Raw genomic sequence first — 23,317 nt, 5'->3', positions numbered from 1 at the left:
CTTATGGCACTTAGAAGATAGTCAAACATGAAACCAGCGCAAATTACGCAGCCTATCATCGCGCCAACCTCATGGGATGACCTCCCATACGGAGCTAACTACCGTCGGGCGCTGGAGACCAGCCTGTTGCCCTGGTGGCCCAAATTATTCGGTTTTCATCTCATTAAAATAGGCGCGCTCAGCGGGGACATCGATACCAGTGAATGCGCTATTTCACATCAGGTCAATGTCGGCATCAAAGGTGATAACCTGGACGTCATCGCCGATCCCTTTCAATTGCCGTTCGCCAACAAATCCACCGACGCCTGCCTGCTGGCCCACACGCTGTCCTACACCTCGGATCCGCACCGTCTGCTGCGGGAAATCGACCGGGTGTTGATTGATGACGGCTGGCTGATCATTACCACGTTCAACCCGGTGAGTCTGCTGGGCATCGGCAAACTCTGCCCAATCGTGCAGCGCCGGCAGCCCTATCGCAGCCGGATGTATACCCAGATGCGGTTACTGGACTGGCTTAGCGTGCTGAATTTTGAAGTGATGCACCGTTCGCGTTTCCAGGTGCTGCCGTGGCGTCGCCGGGGCGGGCGTCTGTTGAGCGAGCATCTGCCCGCTATTGGATGCCTGAGCATGATTGTCGCGCGCAAACGAACCTTCCCGCTCACGCTCAATCCCCTGAAAAGCAAAACCCTCAAGGCGTCGCTCCGGCGCACGGTAGGCGCCGCCAGCCGGAGCAACTGATGCGCCCGCTATTTTTCCGGCTGGTAACCGATATCGTCGAACGCCGGATTGCACGCCGCGCTGCGGGCAAGCTCGTCGCAGCGTTCGTTTTCCGGATGGCCGGCATGGCCCTTTACCCAATCCCAGCGCAGGACATGGGTTTGGATAGCTAAATCCAGCCGCTGCCACAGATCAACATTTTTGACCGGTTTCTTTTCGGCAGTTTTCCAGCCGCGCTTTTTCCAGTTATGAATCCATTGGGTAATGCCCTGGCGTACATACTGGCTATCGGTGCTGATAACCACTTCGCAGGGGTCTTTAAGCGCCTCCAGCGCGACAATGGCCGCCATGAGTTCCATGCGGTTGTTGGTGGTAAGCCGGTAACCGGCGCTGAATATTTTTTCATGCTGCTTATAGCGCAGTATGGCACCGTATCCGCCCGGGCCGGGATTGCCCAGACAAGATCCATCGGTGAAAATTTCTACCTGTTTCTGCATCTCTGGTAGACTACCTTCATGTTAAAAAAACCAAGTCTGACATAAATGAACGCAACGGGCACTGGAATTACGCGCCAGATTGTTCTGGATACTGAAACCACCGGTATGAACAAACTGGGGGTTCATTACGAAGGTCATAAGATCATCGAGATCGGCGCGGTCGAGGTCATCAACCGTCGGCTTACCGGCAGGCACTTCCATGTTTACCTGAAGCCGGATCGGCTGGTCGACCCGGAAGCCTATAATATCCATGGCATCAGCGATGAATTCCTGGCGGATAAACCCACGTTTGAGCAGGTGGCGGACGAATTTATCGAGTTTATCCGCGGCGGCGAGCTGGTCATCCATAACGCGCCCTTCGATATCGGCTTTATGGATTACGAGTTCGGCAAGCTTAACCGCGGGATCGGCAAAACCGATACCTTCTGTAAAGTCACCGATAGCCTGTTCCTGGCGCGTAAACTCTTCCCGGGCAAACGCAACAGCCTGGATGCGCTTTGCGATCGTTATTTGATCGATAATACCAAGCGCACCCTGCACGGCGCCTTGCTTGACGCCGAAATCCTGGCGGAAGTGTACCTGGCCATGACCGGCGGGCAGACGTCGATGCGTTTTTCCATGGAAGGGGAGAGCGGGCGGCGCAACGCTGACGGCGGCGAGAATATTCAGCGGGTGGTGCGCGCGCAGTCGCAGCTAAAGGTTATTTATGCCAGCGAGGAGGAAATGGCGGCCCATGAATCACGGCTCGACCTGGTGAAGAAAAAGGGCGGCAGCTGTTTGTGGCGACCGGAAAGCGAAGAGCAAACACACTGATATCCGCTATTCCGGCTGAATAAACAACGTTATGTCCAAATAATCGCCAAACAACATATTGCCGGGTGAAAAGCATTGACGGCGACCGGCGCTGACCGTACTATTCGCCTCGCTTTCCCGACAAAGCACATGTGCGGTGTGGTAGTTCAGTCGGTTAGAATACCGGCCTGTCACGCCGGGGGTCGCGGGTTCGAGTCCCGTCCACACCGCCAACTAATTCCCAATGGGCTGCTGCGTTTACGCTGCGGCCCATGTTGTTTTTTAACACCCTTGGCGAGCGCGCGGCGTGTTTCTGGTTAACCTCTTTTGCGATAGCGCGGCGTGTTTCAGGCGCCGCGCGATGTCACGATAATAATCTAGGCGCCCGTCAGCCTGCGTATTGGGCAATGCCGTTGCCAAACGACCAATTCTCTTTCTTTACTTCGATAAGATTAATAAACACATCCTCGGGCGATACGCCCAGCGCCTCGCGCAGTCCACCGGCAATGGTTTTGTAGAGCGATTTTTTCTGCTCGATGCTGCGGCCCTCATTCAGGGTAATCTGGATGATGACCAGCTTATCCGTACGGTTAATGCCGAGGTAACCGGCATCATAAATAAAATGATCGCCGTCGTGCTCGCCGAGAATCTGGAAATTATCATGTTCGGGCACATTGATGGCGCTTTTCATCGCCTGATAAACGACTTTACCCACCCGGCCAATATAGGTCGGGTCGGGATTTTTCTTGATATCGATACGAACCAGCGGCATAACGTTCACTCCACGGCAAAATTGAAGAATATCCGGCCATCCGACTATCCATGGCCGCGAATGCAGCAATAGTAGGGTATGACCCCACGCCATGCAAGAGCACGTTCCCCGGAGGGTATACCGGCAGTGCCGTAGCGGATGGCGGGTGGGCAGGCGGCGGTATTTCTGCGGGTGAGAGAACTATCAGCGCCTTTTTGCAGACTAAACTTAGACACCGGATCTTTAAAAGGAACTGATCATGAGTGAAGCGACCGACAAAAAAAGTTTTTCGTTTAATAAAAACTATCCGCGCGACCTGATCGGTTATGCCGGCAAGCCACCTCACGCCGCCTGGCCGGAACAGGCCCGCATAGCAGTGCAGTTCGTGCTGAATTACGAAGAAGGTTCCGAAAACAGCGTATTGCACGGCGATACGGGATCCGAGCAGTTTCTGTCGGATATTATCGGCGCGGCAAGTTACTCCGAGCGCCATATGTCCATGGAATCTTTATATGAGTACGGATCCCGCGCCGGTTTCTGGCGCATCCAGCAGGAGTTTGAACGGCGCGGGTTGCCGCTGACCGTGTTCGGTGTAGCTATGGCGTTGGCGCGTAACCCCGCGGTGGTCGAGGCCATCAAAGGCGCGGGTTACGATGTGGTCAGCCATGGCTGGCGCTGGCTGCATTATCAGGGGATGGACGCCAAAACCGAGCGCCAGCATATGCAGCAGGCGATAGACACGTTAACCGAACTGTTCGGCAAGACGCCGCTGGGCTGGTATACCGGCCGTGATAGTCCCAATACCCGCAGGCTGGTGGTGGAACATGGCGGCATTCTCTACGACAGCGATTATTATGGCGACGACTTGCCCTTTTGGACTCAGGTGGCCTGTACGGACGGCTCGGTAAAGCCGCATCTGATCATCCCTTATACCCTCGAGGCGAACGATATGCGGTTTAGCACGCCGCAGGGATTTAACAGCGGCGAGCAATTTTTCACTTATCTTAAAGACAGCTTTGACGTGTTGTATGCGGAAGGGGAAACGTCGCCGAAAATGATGTCGGTGGGGATGCATTGCCGGATACTCGGGCGGCCAGGACGTTTCCGCGCCCTGCAGCGTTTCCTGGATTATGTGCAGCAGCATGAGCGGGTCTGGATTTGCCGCCGGCAGGACATCGCCGATCACTGGATAACCCATCATCCTTTCGCGGCCGGGCATGCCGCGCCGGAAGATAAACCGGCCTGAAATCCCTCCCGCGCGCTTTCGGCCGGCCAAGCGCGGGGAGGGCCGTTTCAGCTCATCTGGCTGATATGCGCGGCGACAATGCGCCAGCCGCAGGCCAGTTTGACCCAGGTCTGGGTTTGACGACCGATCTTATCGTTGCCAGAGCGGGTAAATTCGGTGCAGGCCACCGCCAAATCATCGCCAAAGGTGGTGATGGCCGTATTTTGCAACACCCGATCCAGGCCCGCCGGCGACCGCGCCGCCCGGAAAGCCTGGATGGCCTCGATACCGTAAAGGTTTTCACCGGCGCCGTACCTGACGGTGCGGGGATCGTGCCAGAACAGCTCGTCGAGCGTGGCGACATCATTCGTGATCAGCGCTTGTTCATATTGGTAAAAGGCGGCGTTAACTTCCGCCAGGATGGCCGGACGATCGATATATTCACTTTTCATGCTGCGTTTACTCTTGCTATGGTCACGTTGACAATGCCGCGCTGCTCCGGTGCCCAGGGGTAGCGGCTAGAGTAACATTGCCGGGGTCCGCCGGTATCATTATCTTTACTCAATGCTGGATTAAGCAAGAGACGTTCCAATATAACGGCGGGGCACGGCCCGGGCGGGCGCAGACGCACGCCAATGGTGCGCCGGTGTATGAGGTTTTTTGGTGCGCGGGTGAGTGATGTTGCGCTGTAATGGTGCGTTGCCTGCCGGAGAGAATGCCGTTGCGTCGCCACCCCTTTATATTTCGCGCATCGTGCCCGGCGCATTATGCGGGCTATGGCGCGCAAATGCCGGCAATCCACCGTGGCCGCACCATGGCACGGCAGTTGCACAGGGCAGTTGCATAAGGCAGTTGCAGTAGTTATCGCCATCCAGGCAAGCGTTACGGTTCAGGCGCATTCTTTATGCCGCTCATCCGCCCCGGCGCGGTGCGCCGGCCTGCGAAGCGGCGGGCTGTGCCAGACGGCGATCATCTCTTTATTGTTCCGCGTCGATACAGGGTCGTGGCCCAGCGTGGGATTGACAACCGGCAGAGGAGACGGCCTATGACGCTTGATGAATTTAATCAGGCCCCGCAGTCGGCGGTGGCGGAGCTCCTGCTCGCCTGCGCGGCTATCCCCGCCTGGGCCGGGAACATCGTGGCGGCCAGGCCGTTTACCTGCGTGGATCAGCTGCTGGCGTTTGCCGGTGAGCTGGCGCTGGCCTGGCGCGCGGAACAGGTGGACCTTGCCCTGGCGCATCATCCCCGTATCGGTGAACGCCCCGGCGGCGATAGTGCCGGCGCCGGACATTCCCTGCGCGAGCAGGCGGGGGTCGATCCTGCCGACGCGCGTCTGGCCGCCGATTTGCGGGAGGGCAACCGGCGCTACGAACAACGCTTCGGGCAGGTGTTCCTGATCCGCGCCGCCGGGCGCAGCGGTCATGAAATCCTGGCGAACCTGCGCCGCCGCCTGGATAATAGCCCCGAAGAGGAAACGCGCGAAACCGCGCTGCAGTTAAGGGAAATCGCCCTGCTACGTTTACGCAAGGAGCTGGAGGAATGTTGATGACCGGTTGCAAGATTACTACCCATATCCTGGATACCTCACGGGGCGCGCCGGCGGTACAGGTGAAGGTGAAGCTGGAAAGGGAAAAGTATTTCACATGGGAGGCGATCGCGCGGGGATTAACCGACAGCGACGGCCGGCTCACCACGCTAACGCCCGACGGCATACCGCCGGGACATTACCGGCTTAGCGCGGCATTCGGCGCCTGGTTTGCCCAACAGGGCATAAGCGCCTTATACGGCTCGGCAATAATCGATTTTTTTGTGCGCGAAGAGCAGGACCATCTGCATTTACCCCTGCTGATCAATCCCTACGGCTGGTCCACCTACCAGGGCAGTTAAGCCAGGCCGGCGGCACCGGGCGCGGGCGCATCAAGCGTAAAGCTATCGGCGTCGAGCCAGGCGGGAAACGCCGCGCGATACTCGCGCAGGCTGGCGAGGGATAGAGTGGCATCCAGGCGCTCGGCCCGCCCCGGCCCGCCCTGGGCCAGCACGTTACCCGCCGGGTCAATAATCATGCTGTCGCCGCTGTACTGATGACCGTTGCCGTCGGTGCCGACGCGGTTGCAGCCCGCGACATAGGCCTGGTTCTCGATGGCGCGGGCCGCCAGCAGGGTTTGCCAGTGAGACGCGCGCGGTGCCGGCCAGTTGGCGACATACAGCGCCAGATCGTAATCCTGGCGGTTGCGCGACCATGCCGGAAAGCGCAGGTCATAACAAACCTGCGGCAGGATGCGCCAGCCGCGCCAGTCCACCACCACCCGCTTTTGCCCGGCCTGGTAGTGATGATGCTCATCCGCCATGCGAAACAGATGGCGTTTATCATAAAGATGAACCCGACCCTGCGGTTCCACCAGCAAAAAGCGGTTCACCGCGCCCTCCGGCGTGCCGATGGCCGCGCTGCCGCCGATCATGGCGCCGGTGGCGTCGGCCCATTGTTGCAGCCACGCCACCACCCGGCCCTGCGGCAGCGCGCGGCCGGCCGCTTCCATGGCGAAGCCGGTGGTGAACATTTCCGGCAGGATAATCAGATCGCGTCCCTGGGCTTCGGCCAGCAGGCCGTCGAAATGAGCCAGGTTAGCCTCGCCGTCCATCCAGGCCAGAGGCTGTTGCAACAGGCTGATATTCAAAGTTGACATAAACGCTCCGCGGCGGCATCAAGGGTGGCATCCTGTTTGGCAAAACACAGCCGGATCAGTTTGTGGGCAAAGGGTTCGGCGCAGAACACCGACAAGGGAATGGCGGCAACGCCGACGTTCACGGTGAGCCACCGGCAGAACGCCACATCATCCATATCCGAGACCGCGCTATAGTCGGCCAGCAGGAAATAGGTGCCCTCGCAGGGCAACAACTCCAGCCGGCTCGGCGCCAGCGCCTGCACCAGGTGATCGCGCCGGTCGCGGTAAAACGCGGGCAACTGTCGCCAATGTTGCGGCTCGTCGCGCAGCATATCGGCCAGCGCCAGCTGCGCCGGGGTATTGACGGCAAAGGTCAGGTACTGATGAATCTTACGTACTTCGGCGCTGAGCGCCGCCGGAGCCACGCAATAACCCACCTTCCAGCCGGTCATATGGTAGGTTTTACCGAATGACGAGACGGCAATGGCGCGCTGGCGCAGCTCGGGGTGCGTCAGCACGCTGGCATGGCCGCCGGCGGCAAAACAGATATGTTCATACACCTCGTCGCTGAGCACATAGATTTCCCGCCCGGCGATGGCCTGCCAAAGCGCGGCGAAATCGTCGTCCCGCCATACAGTGGCGGAGGGATTATGCGGCGTATTCAGGATCACCAGGCGGGTGCGATCGTTAAGCTGCGCGCCAAACGCCGCCCAGTCGACGCGAAACGACGGCGGCGTAAGCGCAATGTGCCGGGTCACGCCGCCGGCCAGGGTGACCGCCGGGGCGTAGCTGTCATAGCTGGGATCAAAGCAGATCACTTCATCACCGGCGCGCACCAGGGCGCTGATGGCGGCGAACAGGGCTTCCGTGGCCCCGGCGGTGACCGTAACCTCCTGATCCTGGTCTGGCCGCCAGCCGTACAGTTGTTCGGTTTTATCGGCAATCGCCGCACGCAGCGCAGGCACGCCGGTCATCGGCGCATATTGATTAGACCCTTGGGCCACATGGTACGCCAGCCGCGCCTTAAGATGTTCCGGGCCGTCAAAATCCGGGAACCCCTGCGAGAGGTTGATGGCCTTGTGCTGCTGCGCCAGCGCGCTCATCTGGGTGAAAATAGTGGTGCCCAAGGCGGGGAGTTTGCTTTGGGGAACGTAGATGCTGCTCATGGCTAATTACCACTCTTAAAAGCCGGTTTTTATCTCAATATAACACGCTCAGCATAATTAACAATCGGGACGTTTAGATGGTTAAACGGCTAAATCCGCCGTTGGGCGAGTTTTATATCGCAGCACCTAAACGGCGCAAAAGCGATAACATACTCTCACTCTTCTGTTTTTGGCCCAATGACATTTCAGTCGGTCAAAACGACTGAATTAATAGGACAAATTTTTTCGGCAGCATGCGGTGCTTAAAAAGGCCACTATAATTGCTTCTTTGAACCGCAACGGAATGAGAGACAGATGATTAACGCAAAAAGAATCGCAGCACCCCTGGTTATCGGCTTTGGGCTGCTTTCCGGTTTTGCCCAGGCGGCGACCCAGACCTATGCCATGGATCCCGCGCACACCTCAGTGGTGTTCTCCTGGAACCATTTTGGCTTTTCCAATCCGACCGCTGATTTTTCAAACGTTACCGGTAATATTCATCTGGATGATGCCGACATCGCCCGTTCGACGGTGGATGTATCTATTCCGGTTGCCACGGTGGATACCCACGTCAAGGCGCTGACGGACGATTTCAAGGGTAAGGACTATTTCGATCTGGCCGCTTACCCCCTGGCCACGTTCCGCAGCACAAAAATCGTCAGCGAGGGCGGCAATAAATATAAAGTTTACGGTGAACTGAAAATTAAAAATATCACCAAACCGGTGATCCTGGACGCGGTGCTGAACAAAAAAGGCGAGCATCCGATGGCGAAAAAACAAGCGGTCGGGTTTAATGCCACCACCACCATCAAGCGCTCTGATTTTGCCATGGACAAATATGTGCCTATGGTCAGCGACGCCGTGGCTATCAGCATTTCCACCGAGGCCCTGGTGAAGTAGTCATGGCGTGAATGCAACCCCACCGGCCGGCGCCAGGCCCGCCGGTCGGCGTCTCCGCCGCCGTTGCTTTTTGCGGCATCACCATTCCATCCTGGCTCTAAACTGCAAATTCCATGTGGTAACGCAAGGGCACGGGATTAACTTCGCTTCTCGTGGTTTAGCCGATCCGGTAAACTGATGGCTGGGATAACGATTAAATTAGCCAGCCTATACCGAGGGAACCATGTATCAGGACTTGATTCGTAGTGAACTTAACGAAGCGGCGGCAACGCTTGCCAAATTTCTCAGCGACGATCGCCATCTGCAGGCGATAGAAGACGCCGCCATTATGATTGCCGATTCTTTTAAAGCCGGCGGCAAGGTGCTCTCCTGCGGCAACGGCGGTTCCCATTGCGACGCCATGCATTTCGCCGAGGAACTGACCGGCCGTTATCGCGATAACCGCCCGGCGTATCCGGCCATCGCCATTTCCGATCCCAGCCACCTGTCCTGCGTCAGCAATGATTTTGGCTACGACTTTGTCTTTTCACGTTACGTGGAAGCGCTGGGTAATAAAGGCGATGTCCTGCTGGGCATCTCCACGTCCGGCAATTCGGCCAATATCATCCGCGCCGTGGCGGCGGCCCGCGCCAAAGGCATGAAAGTCATCGTGCTCACCGGCAAGGACGGCGGCAAGATGGCCGGCACCGCCGACGTGGAAATCCGTGTGCCGCATTTCGGTTATGCCGATCGTATTCAGGAAATCCATATCAAGGCGATCCATATCCTGATCCAACTGATTGAAAAAGAGATGGCGGCGGGCGCGTAATTACGGCGTTCAGACGCCCTGGCATAGGAGACGGGTCATGTGCGAACTGCTCGGGATGAGTGCCAATGTACCGACGGACATTTGCTTCAGCTTTACCGGGTTAGTACAACGCGGCGGCCGTACGGGGCCGCACAAGGATGGCTGGGGTATCACCTTTTACGAGGGCATGGGCTGCCGGACCTTCAAGGATCCGTTGCCGAGTTTCAATTCGCCTATCGCCCGGCTGGTGCAGGATTATCCGATTAAATCCTGCGCGGTGGTGTCGCATATCCGCCAGGCCAACCGCGGCAAGGTGTCGTTGGAAAATACCCATCCGTTTACCCGCGAGCTGTGGGGACGCAACTGGACCTTCGCCCATAACGGCCAGCTGCGGGGGTTTCGCCAGTTGGATACCGGCTGTTATCGCCCGGTGGGGAAAACCGACAGCGAATATGCCTTTTGCTGGCTGCTGGCCCGGCTGGCGGCGCGCTATCCGCGCACGCCGGCTAACTGGCCGGCGGTATTTCGCTATATTGCGGTGCTTGCGGGCGAGCTGCGGCAAAAGGGCATCTTCAATATGTTGCTGTCGGACGGCCGTTTTGTGATGGGGTATTGTTCCACCAATCTGTATTGGATCACCCGGCGGGCGCCGTTTGGCAAGGCGACATTGCTTGACCAGGATGTGGAGATCGATTTCCAGCAGCAGACCACGCCAAACGACGTGGTCACCGTTATCGCCACGCAGCCGCTGACGGGGAATGAAACCTGGCACAAGATTGCGCCAGGGGAGAGCGTATTATTTCGTTTCGGAGAGCGCGAACTGTGAAATCACCGGGGTGCCGCTGTTTAACTGCAGCGGCGCGTTGATGGTGTATTGACCGTTGACGACCGCCACCGCCGGCGGCTGGTGGTAGCGGGCAAAATAGGCATAACCCGGTTCAAGTGAACGCCAGAAAGGATAATACGTCGAAAAACGGTGGCGCTGCAGGTTTGCCTCGGTCATCCGGAACGGGAAAATATGGATATTGACCTGGGCCTGTCCGTTTTGCAACGCGGCTTCCACATAATGATAAATTTCGGCGATATATCCATCGGTCATGGCATAACAGCCAATAGAGCGGCAGTCGCCATGGATCATTAGCATCGCGCCGGAATAGCCTTGCGATTGATCGTAGGCGTTGGGAAAACCGATATTTATCGCCCGATAATAATGACTGTTCGGATTTAGGTTACGGTTGGTAATTGAATAAAACCCTTCCGGGCTTTTAAAATCCCCTTCCCGGCGTTTCGGACCCAGGCCGCCGGAGAAATTACAAATGCGGTAGCTGCCCAGCATGCGGTATTCATTACCCATTTTGGCATACAGTTCAAGCGTTCGTTCTTCTTTGAAGATCTGAATAAAAACCGGTGAGCCTAATAGTTGTGCCTTTAATTCTTTCGATACCTGCGTCTGCGCCTGCTCACTGGCATAACTGACGGACGTCATGGCCGGTATACAAAACAATATCGCAAACAACAGTGCGATTTTGCCCATTATCATTCCTGCGTAGTCAAAATAATAAAGATGCCGGGCAACGGGGCGTTGTCGGCGGACCCTTTAAAAAACGGCAAGTAAAACAACTTAAACAGCGACAAGATATCACTGCCTGTATATTTATCAAGATACGTTTTGTATAAATTCGTCGCCTTACTGTATACTTGTACAGTTAAGGGGGATAAATGCGTAAAATCATACATGTCGATATGGATTGCTTCTTCGCGGCGGTGGAAATGCGCGACGATCCGACTTTACGCGATATCCCCATCGCCATCGGCGGCCGGGCGGACCGGCGCGGGGTCATCAGCACCGCTAATTATCCGGCCCGGGTATTCGGCGTGCATAGCGCCATGTCGACCGCCATGGCGCTGAAACTCTGCCCGCATTTAAAACTGCTGCCCGGGCGCATGGCGGCCTACAAAGAAGCCTCGGAACATATCCGGCATATATTCAGCCAGTATACGCCGCTGATTGAACCGCTGTCGCTGGACGAAGCTTTCCTGGATGTGACGGACAGCCATCATCACAGCGGATCGGCTACGCTGATGGCCCAGGCCATCCGCCGCCAGATTGCCGACGAGCTGAACCTTACCGCCTCGGCGGGCGTGGCGCCGGTAAAATTCTTAGCCAAGATTGCTTCGGACCTGAATAAGCCCAACGGACAGTATGTGATTACTCCCGGGGACGTGCCGGCTTTTCTGGCGCAGTTGCCGTTAGGCAAAATACCCGGCGTGGGTAAAGTCACCGCCAAAAAACTCGCCGACATGGGCTTAACGACCTGCCTGGATGTACAACGCTGTGACCTGGCGACGCTGCTGCGGCAGTTTGGTAAATTCGGCCGGGTGATCTGGGAGCGTTCACAGGGTATCGACGAACGGGAGGTCTCGTCCGATCGCCTGCGCAAATCCGTCGGCGTCGAGCGCACGCTGGCGGAAGATATCGTCGCCTGGGTGGAGTGCGAGGCCATTATCGAACAGCTTTATCCGGAACTGGAGCGACGCCTTGGCCGGGTCAGGCCGGATCTGCATATCGCCCGGCAGGGAATTAAGCTGAAGTTCGCCGATTTCCAGCAGACCACCCAGGAGCATGTCTGGCCGAAGCTGAACAAAGAGGATTTGCTGCATATTGCGCGGCAGGCCTGGGAGCAGCGGCGCGGCGATCGCGGCGTGCGGCTGGTGGGGCTGCATGTGACGTTATTGGATCCACAAATCGAGCGTCAGCTCATGCTTAATTGGGAAGACGATTTGCGCCACCGGCCTCTTTCCTGAGGCGCGGGGGCGTTACGCTTTAGTGCTTTTCAGGAATGGCTTTCAGCAGCGCGGTAAGCAATATCCAGTATTGGCCGACGCTTTTAATATGCACCTGTTCATCCGGGGAGTGCGGTCCTGTAATGGTCGGTCCGATGGACACCATATCCATGCGCGGATAGGGTTTTTTAAACAGACCGCATTCAAGACCGGCGTGGATCACCTGGATATTGGGGGTTTTGTTAAACAGCTTCTGGTAGGTCTCGCGCACCAGATGCATCACCGGCGAATTGGCGTCCGGTTTCCAGCCCGGGTAGCTGCCCTTGGCGGCGGTTTCGGCGCCGGCCAACTGGCCCAGGGCGGTGAGCGTGCCCACCACCTCTTCCTTGCCGCTGTCGATAAGCGAGCGGATCAGGCAGCGAATCATCGCTTGATCCGTCGCCATCGAGACCACGCCGACGTTCAGCGAGGTTTCCACCACGCCTTTGACGTCGTCGCTCATGCGGATCACGCCGTTGGGCGTGGCGTTAAGCAGGGCGATAAACCGATCGCCGCAGGCTTTGGTCAGCGCCTGCGCGTCCGACGTCGCCGGCTCAATCTCAATCGCCAGTTTCTTTTCCACCGCCGCCAGTTCGGCCTTGATGACCGCCAGGTATTCCTGCGCCAGGGCGTTCAGGCTCTCGGCGTTTTCCTGCGGCAGGGCGAGGGTGGCAAAGGCCTCGCGCGGAATGGCGTTACGCAGCGTGCCGCCGTTAAGATCCAGCAGGCGGATATCAAGCTTTTGCGCGTGCCGGGACAGGAAACGGGCCAGCAGTTTATTGGCGTTGCCCAGTCCCAGGTGGATATCGCCGCCGGAATGGCCGCCTTTCAGTCCTTTAACGGTCAGCTTGAGGATCTGGTAGCCGGCCGGCACCGCCTCGCGCTCAAGGGGCAGGACGGTTTTAAAATCAACCCCGCCGGCGCAGCCCATATAGATTTCGCCTTCTTCCTCGGAATCGGTATTGATCAGGATCTCGGCCTGCAGCCAGCCCGGCTGTAAACCAAAGGCGCCCGCCATGCCGGTTTCCTCGGTCATGGTCAGCAACACTTCCAGCGGGCCGTGCTGCACACTGTCGTCGGCCAGCACCGCCAGCGCGGAGGCCATGCCGATACCGTTATCGGCGCCGAGCGTGGTGCCGCGCGCCTTGACCCAGTCGCCGTCGACATAAGGCTGGATGGGATCGGTGGTAAAATCATGGATGGTATCGCTGTTTTTCTGCGGCACCATATCCAGATGCGCCTGCAGCACCACCGGCTGGCGTTTCTCATACCCCGGCGTGGCGGGCTTGCGCAGCAGGACATTGCCGACCGCGTCGCGCTCCCCATGCAAGCCTTTTTCCTGCGCCCAGCGCAGGATATGGGTAGCCAGCGCTTCTTCATGATAAGAGGGATGGGGAATGGAGCAGATCTTGGCGAATATCTGCCATAACGGCTGAGGTGAAAGTTGAGTCAGTTCAGACACGATAAAAACTCCTGTTACAACGTAAGACCCGGTCTGGTCATTAATAAACAGCCCGCAGACGGTCGGATGGTTACCAAAGAGAAATAAAGAATACCACTTTACTTTGCCCGGGTGGGAAACCGCGGTTAAAAAGGGAGGTAGCGCTGGTATTTCGGCGGTGGCGTCTTTATAATCTCGCGCAACCTTTTTTTCCTGTACTTTTAAGCCGACCCAATCCGGCTGGGACAGCATTTATGAGCGAAAAATACGTCGTAACCTGGGACATGTTGCAAATTCAGGCGCGGAAACTGGCCCAACGGCTACTCCCCGCAGAACAGTGGAAGGGCATTATCGCGGTCAGCCGCGGCGGCCTGGTCCCGGGATCGCTGCTGGCGCGCGAGCTGAATATCCGCCACGTGGACACCGTTTGCATCTCCAGCTATGACCATAACAACCAGCGCGAACTCAAGGTGCTTAAACGCGCCGAGGGCGACGGCGAAGGCTTTATCGTCATTGACGACCTGGTGGATACCGGCGGCACCGCCAAAGCCATCCGCGATATGTACCCCAAAGCCCATTTCGTGACGATTTTCGCTAAGCCCGCCGGCCGGCCGCTGGTGGATGACTATATGGTCGATATTCCTCAGGACACCTGGATCGAACAGCCATGGGATATGGGCGTGGTGTTTATTCCCCCTTTAGTCGGTAAATAAACAGCGGGGAAATAGTCCGTCGCACCCTCCCCCCGGGTTGTCTTCACGGCCGTTAATCCGGGGATGATTACCGACCGCACGCCCGGCACCATGCCGGGCGTTGGTTTATTTGTCGCGCAATGAGCAATCTTGCTAATATAACCCCTCATTCATAGATTTTGGCTGATAGAGGCAATAGCTCAATGAGCGGCACCAATCTGAGCGAAGTACTGTTTAAACCCACGTTCAAGCAACAGGAAACCTCGACACTGGTCACCCGGCCGCGCCATATCGGCAGGCAAGCCGCCATCCTCGCCGCCCTCGAGGGCACCAACCCCGGTAATTGGTATCGCATGATTAACCGCCTGCTGTGGATTTGGCGTGGTATCAATCCCTGGGAGATTGAAGAGGTGCTGGCCCGTATCGCCGCCAGCAAAAGCGAAAGGACAGACGAGCGCCTGCTGGATACCGTGATCGGCTACCGGCCCGGCAACTGGATTTATGAGTGGTCCCATCAGGGTATGGCGTGGCAACAGCGCGGCATGGATGAGCCGGATGCCGCGCTTGCCGGGCGGCATTGGCTGCAGGCGGCCAATTTCTACAGTGTGGCCGCGTATCCCCATTTGTGCGGCGACCTGTTGGCGGAACAGGCGCAAACCCTGGCCAACCGCGCCTGGGAGGAAGCCGCCTCCCGGCTAAGCTATGAGCTGAAAGCGCTGACCTTCCCCGTTGCCGGCGGCGGCAGCGTGACGGGATTTTTGCATTTGCCGGCGCAGGGAAAAGGCCCGTTTCCCACCGTACTGGTGTGCGGTGGCCTGGATATGCTGCAAAATGACACCTACCGCCTGTTCCATGACTATTTTGCCCCGGCGGGCCTGGCAATGCTGACCATTGATATGCCGTCCATCGGTTTTTCGTCGAAATGGACCTTGAACCAGGATTCCAGCTTTCTCCACCAGCAGGTGTTAAAAGGCCTGGCGGATATTCCGTGGGTCGACCCCAGGCGCGTCATGGCTTTCGGGTTTCGTTTCGGCGCCAATATCGCCGTCCGGCTGGCGTATCTGGAGTCCCGGCGCCTGCGCGGCGTCGCCTGCCTCGGACCTGTGGTGCACGCGCTGCTTACCGACCCGGCGCGCCAGGATCAGGCGCCGGATATGTATATGGACGTGCTGGCCAGCCGCATGGGCATGGCCCATGCCTCGGATGCGGCGCTGAAAATCGAGCTGAGCCGTTACTCGCTCAAGACCCAGGGACTGCTGGGCAGGCGCTGCCCAACGCCGATGCTGTCCGGCTTTTGGGATAACGATCCCTTTAGTCCGAAGGAAGAGGCGGCGCTTATCGCGTCTTCATCGTTGTCCGGCACCTTATTCCGCATAAAATCGGCGCCGGTGTATCAGAATTTTCATCGGGCGCTGCTCGAAATCCGCGACTGGCTGGCAAAATGTGACTAAGTAAGTTTGCTTAATCCTATAGATTTGCTACATAAAGAAGTCAGTATTCATTTTGAGGCATTTGAGGTTATCAGCATGGCGTTAGTAAGTGGACATCCGAAAAGCAGGTTGATGAAAGGATTTACCGCGCTCGGCCCCTATATCCGCGAAGGGCAGTGCAGCGACAATCATTTTTTCTTCGATTGCCTGGCGGTATGCATCAATATGCAGCCCTCGCCGGAAAAACGTGAATTCTGGGGATGGTGGATCGATCTGGAAGCTGAAGAGAACCGTTATACCTATGCCTATCATCTGGGCATGTTCGATAAAGCGGGCCGCTGGAATGAGGAAAAAATCAGCGATCCGGCGGTAATCGATAAGCTGGAAAGTTCGCTGCGCGCTTTTCATACCCGCCTGCGCGCTTATATCCTGTCGCTTGAGATGACGCTGGAACCGGCGGATAACTTCAAAGAAGAGCCCTTTGTCCTGAAAGACTAACACCATCACGCACCTGCTTTTTATCTTATTTCGCGTTATGCTGGCGGGCATAACGCTTTTTCTTTTTATAAAGACCAGGCACGCCTTTTTAACTTTATTACGGTAGATATGTTATGGATGGCAGCCAGACATTGGTTGTGAAGTTGGGCACCAGCGTTTTGACCGGCGGATCGCGCCGGCTTAACCGCGCCCATATCGTCGAGCTGGTGCGCCAGTGCGCGCAGTTGCACGCCGCCGGCCACAGGATTGTGATTGTCACTTCCGGCGCCATTGCCGCCGGTCGCGAGCACCTGGGCTATCCGGAATTGCCCGCGACCATTGCGTCAAAACAGCTGTTGGCCGCCGTCGGCCAAAGCAGCCTGATCCAGCTCTGGGAACAGCTGTTTTCCATTTACGGCATCCATATCGGCCAGATGCTGCTCACCCGCGCGGATATGGAAGATCGCGAGCGTTTCCTCAACGCCCGCGACACGCTGCGCGCGCTGCTGGATAACCGCATCGTGCCGGTGATCAATGAAAACGACGCGGTGGCCACCGCTGAAATAAAGGTGGGCGATAACGATAATCTCTCGGCGTTGGTGGCCATTCTGGCCGACGCCGATAAACTGCTGCTGCTGACCGACCAGGCCGGGCTGTATACCGCCGACCCGCGCACCAACCCCGACGCTACGCTTATCACCGAGGTCACGGCCATTAACGACGCCCTGCGCGCCATTGCCGGCGACAGCGTCTCGGGCCTGGGCACCGGCGGCATGGCGACCAAAATCCAGGCGGCGGACGTCGCCAGCCGGGCCGGCGTCGATGTGGTCATCGCCGCCGGCAGCAAGCCGGGCGTGATTGGCGATATGATGGCGGATCGGCCGGTGGGCACCCGTTTCCATGCGCAGCAAATGCCGCTGGAAACGCGCAAGCGCTGGCTGTTCGGGCCGCCGCCGGCAGGGGATATCACCGTCGATAACGGCGCGCTGGCGGCGATTCGCGAGCGGGGCAGCTCATTATTGCCCAAGGGTATCCGCTCGGTGGACGGCGATTTCTCCCGCGGCGTGGTGGTGCGTATCCGCGGTCTTGACGGCCAGGATCTGGCCCATGGCGTCAGCCGTTATAACAGCGACGCGCTGCGCATGATCGCCGGCCGCCATTCGCAGGACATCAGCGCCATCCTCGGCTACGAGTACGGGCCGGTCGCCATCCATCGCGACGATATGATTATTTATTAAGGAGTAGCTATGCTTGAGCAAATGGGCAAAGACGCCAAAGCGGCATCCTGGCAACTGGCCGTGCTGAGCAGCGCCGACAAAGACCGGGCCCTGCTGGCCATCGCCGATCGCCTGGAAGCGCAAAGCGGGGATATCCTGGCGGCCAATGCGCTGGATATGGCCGACGCGCGGCAAAACGGCCTGAGCGATGCCTTGCTGGACCGTCTGCTGCTTACCCCGGCGCGTTTATCCGCCATCGCCGCCGACGTGCGCCAGGTTTGCCGCCTGACGGATCCGGTCGGCCAGGTGATCGACGGCCGCCAACTGGACAACGGCCTGAAGCTGGAACGACGCCGCGTACCTTTGGGCGTGGTGGCTGTGATTTATGAAGCGCGCCCCAACGTCACGGTGGACGTGGCGGCTTTATGCCTGAAAACCGGCAACGCGGTGATCCTGCGCGGCGGCAAAGAGACCCACCGCACCAATGCCGCCACCGTCAAGGCTATTCAGCAGGCGCTGGTGGACTGCCAGTTGCCGCCTGGCGCGGTACAGGCCATCGATAATCCCGATCGCGCCCTGGTGAACGAACTGCTGAGGCTTGATCGCTACGTGGATATGCTGATCCCGCGCGGCGGGGCGGGGCTGCATAAGTTATGTCGCGAAAATTCCACGATCCCGGTGATTACCGGCGGTATCGGTGTCTGTCATATCTATGCCGATGAGACCGTCGATATCGAGCCGGCGCTCAAGGTAATCGAGAACGCCAAAATCCAGCGTCCCAGCGCCTGCAACTCCCTGGAGACCCTGCTGGTGCACGAGGCTGTCGCGCCGGCCTTCCTGAGCCATTTAAGCCGGCATATGCACAGCCTTGGCGTGACGCTGCATGCCGACCACGGCGCGCGGCCGTTCCTGGCCGACGGGCCGGCGGCCTGCGTGCCGGTGGAGGAGGCCAATTATCAGGATGAATGGCTGTCTCTGGATTTGAACGTCAAGGTGGTGAAAGGCTTTGACGAGGCGGTTGATCATATCCGCAGATACGGCACCCAGCATTCGGATGCCATTCTCACCCAGTCGCTGGCTAACGCGGAACGCTTTGTGCGCGAGGTGGATTCGTCGGCGGTATATGTCAATGCGAGCACTCGCTTCACCGACGGCGGCCAGTTCGGCCTGGGCGCGGAAGTGGCGGTAAGCACCCAAAAGCTCCATGCGCGCGGCCCGATGGGTTTGGAAGCGCTAACCACCTATAAATGGATTGGGTATGGGGATAATCTCAGCAGGGCGTGACAGCGCTCAGGTGTGGATGACCTCAGCGCCCGCCGGGACCGGACGGGCGACGGTTACGGCAATCGCTCCTGTGGTGCGGATACCTGTCAGGCCCCTAGTGCGTTAAGACGCTTATCGTGATAGCAGGCGCTTACTTCTATTATTACCGCCAGGCGCCGCGGCTATTACCGGTGGCGCCTGGCGATGCTCAGGCGGCCTAAAACGCATCCGGCCGGGCCTGTTGTTTGGCAACGCCATCGCGGCCGTTCTTTTATTCCAACCCATCATCATACTTGCTGAATATTCCCCGGCCCCGTTCTATAAACTCCAGGGTATTGCCCTCCGGATCATCCAGGAAAAGCGTGCCGATACCGTTATCCAGCGGGCCGGTGCCGTCGGTTATCAAACACACTTCCATGGTGACGGACATCTGGTATGGCTGGAGTCCTTGTGCAAGCAGAAAGCCGGCGCAGCGGTTAAGGTCACCCACCTGGAAGGCGATATGCCGAGACGGATCGCGTGGCGCCAGCGTGCCGTTCGACGGCATCAGGTGCAGGCAAAAGCCCCGGCCGGCGTTAAGCCAGTTACGTTTAATGGGGTGAGGCCGCATGCCGAGCGCGTCGCGATAATATGCCAGCATAAGATCCATATCGCTCACCGCCAGTGCGGCATGATGGATGCCTTGCAGTTGCATTGATTCCTCCGGGCAGCGCTGACAGAGTCCATCAGACTTATGGGAAAATAATAGTTAGTACTTACTATAGAGCATCCTGTCAGCGATGACGCGGCGCGGTATGGCAGGATAAGTGGCGATAATATAGGCGCGGGTTGATCTTAAACGGCTATTTGCTGTTTTTATCGGCATACGCGCGCCCGCCTATTGACTCTTTGACCACTTTTGCATAACGTGTCCCACCGAGATTCATCCCGCATGACACAGCTTCATCATGCCGATATAGCTCAGTTGGTAGAGCAGCGCATTCGTAATGCGAAGGTCGTAGGTTCGACTCCTATTATCGGCACCATCTTTCTCCATAAAATCATTAAGTTACCATTACGATGTTTTGCTTTATTAAACACTATTGTGCAGTTTTGCGCGTTATAGGTGTGGCAAAATTGTGGTGATCTCTTCCCAATAAACAGGACCAGGCTAAACTGGAGTTTTCTGCCACACTTCTCATACTAAAAGGGGGGATCCGGGCATGAAAAAATCAAGTTTACCGAGGAACAGATAGCGTTTGCCTTGAAACAGGCGGAAGGCGGCACCCGCGTGGCGGAAGTGTGTCGCAAGATGGGCATTTCTGAAGCGACCTTTTTCAACTGGAAGAAAAAATTTGGCGGCATGGGCGTGGCTGAACTGCGGCGCTTGCGCCAGCTGGAAGATGAAAATCAGCGGCTAAAACGCTTGGTGGCGGATCTGAGCCTGGACAAAGAGATGCTGCAGGATGTGCTAAAACGAAAGTTTTAAAGCCTGCCCGTAAGCGTGAAATTGTCCATTTTTTGCTTGACGCTTACCGGGTAGGCATTCGTCGCGCCTGCCAGACGATCCCCATGAGCCGCTCGGTTTATCACTACCGTTCTTGCCGTGATGACCGGGTGCTGACCATGCGGATCAGGGAGATTGCTGAAACCCGGATCCGTTATGGCTGCGAGCGAATACATGTACAGCTCAGGCGTGAAGGCTGGCGAGTGAACCACAAAAAAACGCACCGCATATACTGCCAGGAGGGGTTAAATTTGCGGTGCAAACGGCCCCGGCGCCATGTGACGGCGGCCCACCGGCGTGAGAGGCCGCTACTGTCAAATCCGGATCAATGCTGGAGCATGGATTTCGTTGCTGATAATCTGTTTAATGGGCGCCGGTTTCGGGCGTTAACTGTGGTCGATAATTTTAGTCGGGAATGCCTGGCGATCCATGCCGGCCAGTCGCTCAGGGGCGAGGATGTGGTGGCGGTACTGGAGCATCTGAGGTTGATGCACAATCGTGTGCCGTTAAGGATCCAGGCCGACAACGGCAGCGAATTTATCTCAAAAGTGCTGGATAGATGGGCGTACGAAAATAAGGTCACCATGGAGTTCTCACGCCCCGGCACGCCGACGGATAACCCGTTTATCGAATCGTTTAATGGCAGCCTGAGGGATGAATGCCTAAATATCCACTGGTTCCTGTCGATGGAAGATGTGCAGGAAAAGCTTGATCGCTGGCGGGAGGAATATAACCATGACAGGACACATTCTTCATTAAATGATCTGACTCCGGCGGAATTTATCCGAAGTCACCAAAAACGGCAAATCCTATAATTTAGCCATGATCAGGATATGGGGGGAGGTCAATTTTTATGAGTATTAGAGGAGGCAGATGCATTTTAAGTGGCCTATATCAGACAGCCACTTAATCTGAAATCTAAACAACGGTAGGTAATTAAAATCTATACTTCTTAAGAAGATCTTTATGACGTTCGACTTCTTTTGAATACCATTTGAGACTCCATGACCAGCTATCCTCTCTGGGTTTACAATCCGTGCATTTATCACAATTTGATTGTTTGAAGCTATTACCGAAATCATAGCTGCCAGTACTATCATATAATTGACTTAATAAATTTCCGGTTCCTTGTGCATGTCTGTGCTTTAAGCAGATCAAAAGATGCATGCCACCTAGAGAGTGCATTCTCAATGATTGGGCAAATATTCCTCCGGGACGATAATGAACAAATAAATGCTCACAATTTTTCATTATATTTGTGGGGTCATAATTGGCAAATCCAATTTTAAGGAATTCATGATGTTCTCCTTGTGGGTCATCCGGATCCATTCCTAGATTTTTGGCCATGCTTAAGAAGTATTCTTTTTGCTCTTCCGTTGTAAGATCATAAAAATTTTTTTGATTGTCAAGACTGATAACATGATTTTCTATTTCTGACAAAGCTTTATCAAAATCAGGAAATGTTGAAAGAATCATCTCTCTATGAGGTTGGGTCGCTTTAGGATTTTGTTTAAGCAATGTGGCAGTAAGTAAGTATAGTTTTTCAATTTTTTTAATATCTTTTGAAATTATACAATATGTCATTACTAATAATGACATTCTTTCATTCCAATCATCTAGAAAATCAATTGTTTCCTTCGAGCCTCGTGCTTCATGGATTCCTTTGAATATTAAAATCGACGCATAGATATCAACAAAAAAATCTGCAAGTATGTGATACTGCTCGTTTCTTGTCATTCGATTACATAACTCAATGATCTTTTGTAGGGATATGCAGCAATCTCTATACATTATTTGAGTTTGATCATTGAAAATATAACGCTCCAAAGATTTTTCTTCAAAGTGATTGACTGAATGATGGGTCGCATGGAGTTGATCCAGCTGAGCCTTAAATTTTGCTCTCCGTGATTTACCTAAAGCAATTAATCTGTGAGTCCGGCTTCTTTGCTCTCTGGCTAATAGTATTAAATGCTGGCAAATATAAAAATTTTCTCTGTAAACTTCTCTTTTAATATTAGTATAAGGAGAGACTTGGAATGCTTGTAAGTAATATAAAACTGCGATAAATCTATCTTTTGCTGGAACTATTGGTGAATGACTTATTTCGTTAGAGCGTTCAAAAACAGCATCATATTTTCTTTCAGATAAAAGATTATCCAGCTGCTGGTGATACGCTTTATATAATGCTTCACCTATATCTTCAATTTTCTTATCGAGAGTTGAAGGACTAATGATTGGATATCTGACAACAGAATCTTTAAGCCCCTTAATGTTCAAGTAATCCCAACAATCTATGGCAGCGTCTAATATTTTATTTGCTGATGCTATGCCTTTTCTGACCAGTGTATTTTCAATTGGGATATGAACTTGAACTGTATCATTTTGATTAGATTTTGATGCCTTTTCTCTCAACGTCTTATTGTTTGTTATGGGGAGCCAAAATATTTTCTCTGATGTAATTTCTACTACAACTAAAATAACAGGCACTTTGAATTCAAAGTAATATCTCAAACGCTCTGTTTTCAGTGTAAATGATAATAAGCTATTATCATGAATAAAGGTTGAGTTCTCTTCACCCTTAATCTGAACTTTGAAAACACTCTCTTTCCCAAGAGCTTTGCCACTACCATCTTTGAGTTCAATTTCTCCATCAATACCAAAATCATTTTGATCCTCTTGACTTCGGAAAATCCAATGGCTTGGTAAGTTGTATTCAAAAATACGCCCGGCTTCAGTTCCAATCTCTCCTGCGTTCATCAGGCCCCTCAATCTTGTTTTTTTCTTGTGGTTTTATAATACCATGCTCATGCAATAAAACAGTAACTCACCTGCAGCTATTGCTCTTACCTCCACTAAGACAATGCGGATGGTAGCAATATCAATCTTCACTCAAGCAGCGTTAGGCTCATGCTTCTGGTGGGCACGCCACTGCTAGACAGCATCCGCTATTGTGCGGCATGTTCAAAAGGAACTCCCGGTAAGTAATAATCTCACATTACGAACACAAAAAA

At 55.4% G+C, this 23,317-nt stretch carries 23 protein-coding genes, 2 tRNA genes and 1 pseudogene; 17 read left to right on the top strand and 9 right to left on the bottom strand.

Going from position 1 to position 23,317, the window contains the following annotated elements:
- Positions 1–27: 27 nt before the first annotated feature.
- Positions 28–738, top strand: coding sequence for a class I SAM-dependent methyltransferase (locus tag ABUK12_RS10995; protein ID WP_410016297.1), 711 nt, complete (start codon positions 28–30; stop codon positions 736–738).
- An 8-nt stretch (positions 739–746) separates the two neighbouring features.
- Here the strand turns inward: ABUK12_RS10995 and rnhA are convergent.
- Positions 747–1,315, bottom strand: a pseudogene (gene rnhA, locus ABUK12_RS10990) (ribonuclease HI).
- Here rnhA and dnaQ point away from each other — a divergent pair.
- Both dnaQ and ABUK12_RS10980 read left to right on the top strand, forming a co-directional pair.
- Positions 1,260–2,027 (top strand): DNA polymerase III subunit epsilon, encoded by a 768-nt coding sequence (gene dnaQ, locus ABUK12_RS10985; protein WP_410016296.1) that lies wholly within the window; start codon positions 1,260–1,262, stop codon positions 2,025–2,027. The pseudogene rnhA and the gene dnaQ sit on opposite strands and share 56 nt — an antisense overlap.
- Positions 2,028–2,162: 135 nt before the next feature.
- A tRNA-Asp gene (locus tag ABUK12_RS10980) sits at positions 2,163–2,239 on the top strand.
- A 155-nt stretch (positions 2,240–2,394) separates the two neighbouring features.
- On the opposite strand, the gene ABUK12_RS10975 is transcribed toward ABUK12_RS10980, so the two are convergent.
- Positions 2,395–2,778 carry a tautomerase family protein gene (locus ABUK12_RS10975; protein ID WP_410016295.1) on the bottom strand — a complete coding sequence of 128 codons (384 nt, stop codon included), beginning with the start codon at positions 2,776–2,778 and terminating at the stop codon, positions 2,395–2,397.
- A gap of 238 nt (positions 2,779–3,016) precedes the next feature.
- Here ABUK12_RS10975 and puuE point away from each other — a divergent pair, with 238 nt between their 5' ends.
- Positions 3,017–4,003: an allantoinase PuuE gene (gene puuE / locus ABUK12_RS10970; protein ID WP_410016294.1), complete on the top strand. Its 987-nt coding sequence runs from the start codon at positions 3,017–3,019 to the stop codon at positions 4,001–4,003.
- 47 nt (positions 4,004–4,050) lie between these two features.
- Here the strand turns inward: puuE and hpxZ are convergent, their stop codons facing one another.
- Positions 4,051–4,434 (bottom strand): oxalurate catabolism protein HpxZ, encoded by a 384-nt coding sequence (hpxZ, locus tag ABUK12_RS10965; protein ID WP_410016293.1) that lies wholly within the window; start codon positions 4,432–4,434, stop codon positions 4,051–4,053.
- Between the two features lie 593 nt (positions 4,435–5,027).
- Between hpxZ and uraD the strand changes: the two genes are divergently transcribed.
- Entirely contained in the window at positions 5,028–5,528 is a 501-nt protein-coding gene (gene uraD / locus ABUK12_RS10960) for a 2-oxo-4-hydroxy-4-carboxy-5-ureidoimidazoline decarboxylase (protein ID WP_410016292.1), read from the top strand.
- Entirely contained in the window at positions 5,528–5,869 is a 342-nt protein-coding gene (gene uraH, locus ABUK12_RS10955; RefSeq protein ID WP_410016291.1) for a hydroxyisourate hydrolase, read from the top strand. Before uraD ends, uraH begins: the two co-directional genes overlap by 1 nt.
- Here uraH and ABUK12_RS10950 read toward each other — a convergent pair.
- Complete coding sequence (locus ABUK12_RS10950; protein WP_410016290.1) at positions 5,866–6,666, bottom strand: amidohydrolase; 801 nt, start codon at positions 6,664–6,666, stop codon at positions 5,866–5,868. The two genes, uraH and ABUK12_RS10950, sit on opposite strands and share 4 nt — an antisense overlap.
- Complete coding sequence (locus ABUK12_RS10945) at positions 6,654–7,811, bottom strand: pyridoxal phosphate-dependent aminotransferase (RefSeq protein WP_410016289.1); 1,158 nt, start codon at positions 7,809–7,811, stop codon at positions 6,654–6,656. Before ABUK12_RS10945 ends, ABUK12_RS10950 begins: the two co-directional genes overlap by 13 nt.
- Positions 7,812–8,105: 294 nt before the next feature.
- On the opposite strand from ABUK12_RS10945, the gene ABUK12_RS10940 reads away from it, so the two are divergent.
- The 3 genes from ABUK12_RS10940 to ABUK12_RS10930 all read left to right on the top strand — a co-directional run bounded on the left by ABUK12_RS10940 (position 8,106) and on the right by ABUK12_RS10930 (position 10,303).
- Positions 8,106–8,690 (top strand): YceI family protein, encoded by a 585-nt coding sequence (locus ABUK12_RS10940; RefSeq protein WP_410016288.1) that lies wholly within the window; start codon positions 8,106–8,108, stop codon positions 8,688–8,690.
- Positions 8,691–8,913: 223 nt separating this feature from the next.
- Positions 8,914–9,498: a D-sedoheptulose 7-phosphate isomerase gene (gene lpcA, locus ABUK12_RS10935; protein ID WP_410016287.1), complete on the top strand. Its 585-nt coding sequence runs from the start codon at positions 8,914–8,916 to the stop codon at positions 9,496–9,498.
- Positions 9,499–9,535: 37 nt separating this feature from the next.
- Positions 9,536–10,303: a class II glutamine amidotransferase gene (locus ABUK12_RS10930; RefSeq protein WP_410016286.1), complete on the top strand. Its 768-nt coding sequence runs from the start codon at positions 9,536–9,538 to the stop codon at positions 10,301–10,303.
- On the opposite strand, the gene dpaA is transcribed toward ABUK12_RS10930, so the two are convergent.
- On the bottom strand, positions 10,274–11,011 hold the full coding sequence (gene dpaA / locus ABUK12_RS10925; protein ID WP_410016285.1) for a peptidoglycan meso-diaminopimelic acid protein amidase: 738 nt from the start codon (positions 11,009–11,011) through the stop codon (positions 10,274–10,276). The genes ABUK12_RS10930 and dpaA overlap by 30 nt on opposite strands.
- Positions 11,012–11,196: 185 nt before the next feature.
- Between dpaA and dinB the strand changes: the two genes are divergently transcribed.
- On the top strand, positions 11,197–12,282 hold the full coding sequence (dinB, locus tag ABUK12_RS10920; RefSeq protein ID WP_410016284.1) for a DNA polymerase IV: 1,086 nt from the start codon (positions 11,197–11,199) through the stop codon (positions 12,280–12,282).
- Positions 12,283–12,301: 19 nt separating this feature from the next.
- Here dinB and pepD read toward each other — a convergent pair whose 3' ends face one another.
- Positions 12,302–13,762 (bottom strand): beta-Ala-His dipeptidase, encoded by a 1,461-nt coding sequence (gene pepD, locus ABUK12_RS10915; RefSeq protein WP_410016283.1) that lies wholly within the window; start codon positions 13,760–13,762, stop codon positions 12,302–12,304.
- A gap of 233 nt (positions 13,763–13,995) precedes the next feature.
- Here pepD and gpt point away from each other — a divergent pair, with 233 nt between their 5' ends.
- The 5 genes from gpt (at position 13,996) to proA (ending at position 18,841) form a co-directional block, all read left to right on the top strand.
- The gene (gpt, locus tag ABUK12_RS10910; protein WP_162367625.1) at positions 13,996–14,454 is read left to right on the top strand and encodes a xanthine phosphoribosyltransferase; all 459 of its coding nucleotides are present in this window, start codon (positions 13,996–13,998) and stop codon (positions 14,452–14,454) included.
- A 182-nt stretch (positions 14,455–14,636) separates the two neighbouring features.
- Positions 14,637–15,884: an esterase FrsA gene (frsA, locus tag ABUK12_RS10905; RefSeq protein ID WP_410016282.1), complete on the top strand. Its 1,248-nt coding sequence runs from the start codon at positions 14,637–14,639 to the stop codon at positions 15,882–15,884.
- Positions 15,885–15,959: 75 nt separating this feature from the next.
- The gene (gene crl / locus ABUK12_RS10900; RefSeq protein ID WP_410016281.1) at positions 15,960–16,361 is read left to right on the top strand and encodes a sigma factor-binding protein Crl; all 402 of its coding nucleotides are present in this window, start codon (positions 15,960–15,962) and stop codon (positions 16,359–16,361) included.
- A gap of 113 nt (positions 16,362–16,474) precedes the next feature.
- Positions 16,475–17,578, top strand: coding sequence for a glutamate 5-kinase (gene proB, locus ABUK12_RS10895; protein WP_410016280.1), 1,104 nt, complete (start codon positions 16,475–16,477; stop codon positions 17,576–17,578).
- A 9-nt stretch (positions 17,579–17,587) separates the two neighbouring features.
- Entirely contained in the window at positions 17,588–18,841 is a 1,254-nt protein-coding gene (gene proA / locus ABUK12_RS10890) for a glutamate-5-semialdehyde dehydrogenase (RefSeq protein WP_410016279.1), read from the top strand.
- Between the two features lie 250 nt (positions 18,842–19,091).
- Here the strand turns inward: proA and ABUK12_RS10885 are convergent, their stop codons facing one another.
- Complete coding sequence (locus tag ABUK12_RS10885; protein ID WP_410016278.1) at positions 19,092–19,514, bottom strand: VOC family protein; 423 nt, start codon at positions 19,512–19,514, stop codon at positions 19,092–19,094.
- Positions 19,515–19,769: 255 nt separating this feature from the next.
- Here ABUK12_RS10885 and ABUK12_RS10880 point away from each other — a divergent pair.
- Together ABUK12_RS10880 and ABUK12_RS10875 are read left to right on the top strand one after the other, a co-directional pair.
- Positions 19,770–19,845: transfer RNA gene (locus ABUK12_RS10880), tRNA-Thr, on the top strand.
- Between the two features lie 185 nt (positions 19,846–20,030).
- A protein-coding gene (locus ABUK12_RS10875; protein WP_410016610.1) for an IS3 family transposase occupies positions 20,031–21,121 on the top strand; the annotation gives its coding sequence in 2 pieces (ribosomal slippage) (positions 20,031–20,274 and positions 20,274–21,121; 1,092 coding nt in all).
- Positions 21,122–21,242: 121 nt separating this feature from the next.
- Here ABUK12_RS10875 and ABUK12_RS10870 read toward each other — a convergent pair.
- Entirely contained in the window at positions 21,243–23,063 is a 1,821-nt protein-coding gene (locus ABUK12_RS10870; RefSeq protein ID WP_410016277.1) for a DUF4365 domain-containing protein, read from the bottom strand.
- Between the last annotated feature and the right edge of the window lie 254 nt (positions 23,064–23,317).

This window comes from Sodalis sp. C49, from assembly GCF_046352915.1.
GTDB lineage: Bacteria > Pseudomonadota > Gammaproteobacteria > Enterobacterales > Enterobacteriaceae > Acerihabitans.
The sequence above is the reverse complement of the archived record's forward strand: the minus strand, read 5'-3'. Positions and strand labels throughout refer to the sequence as shown.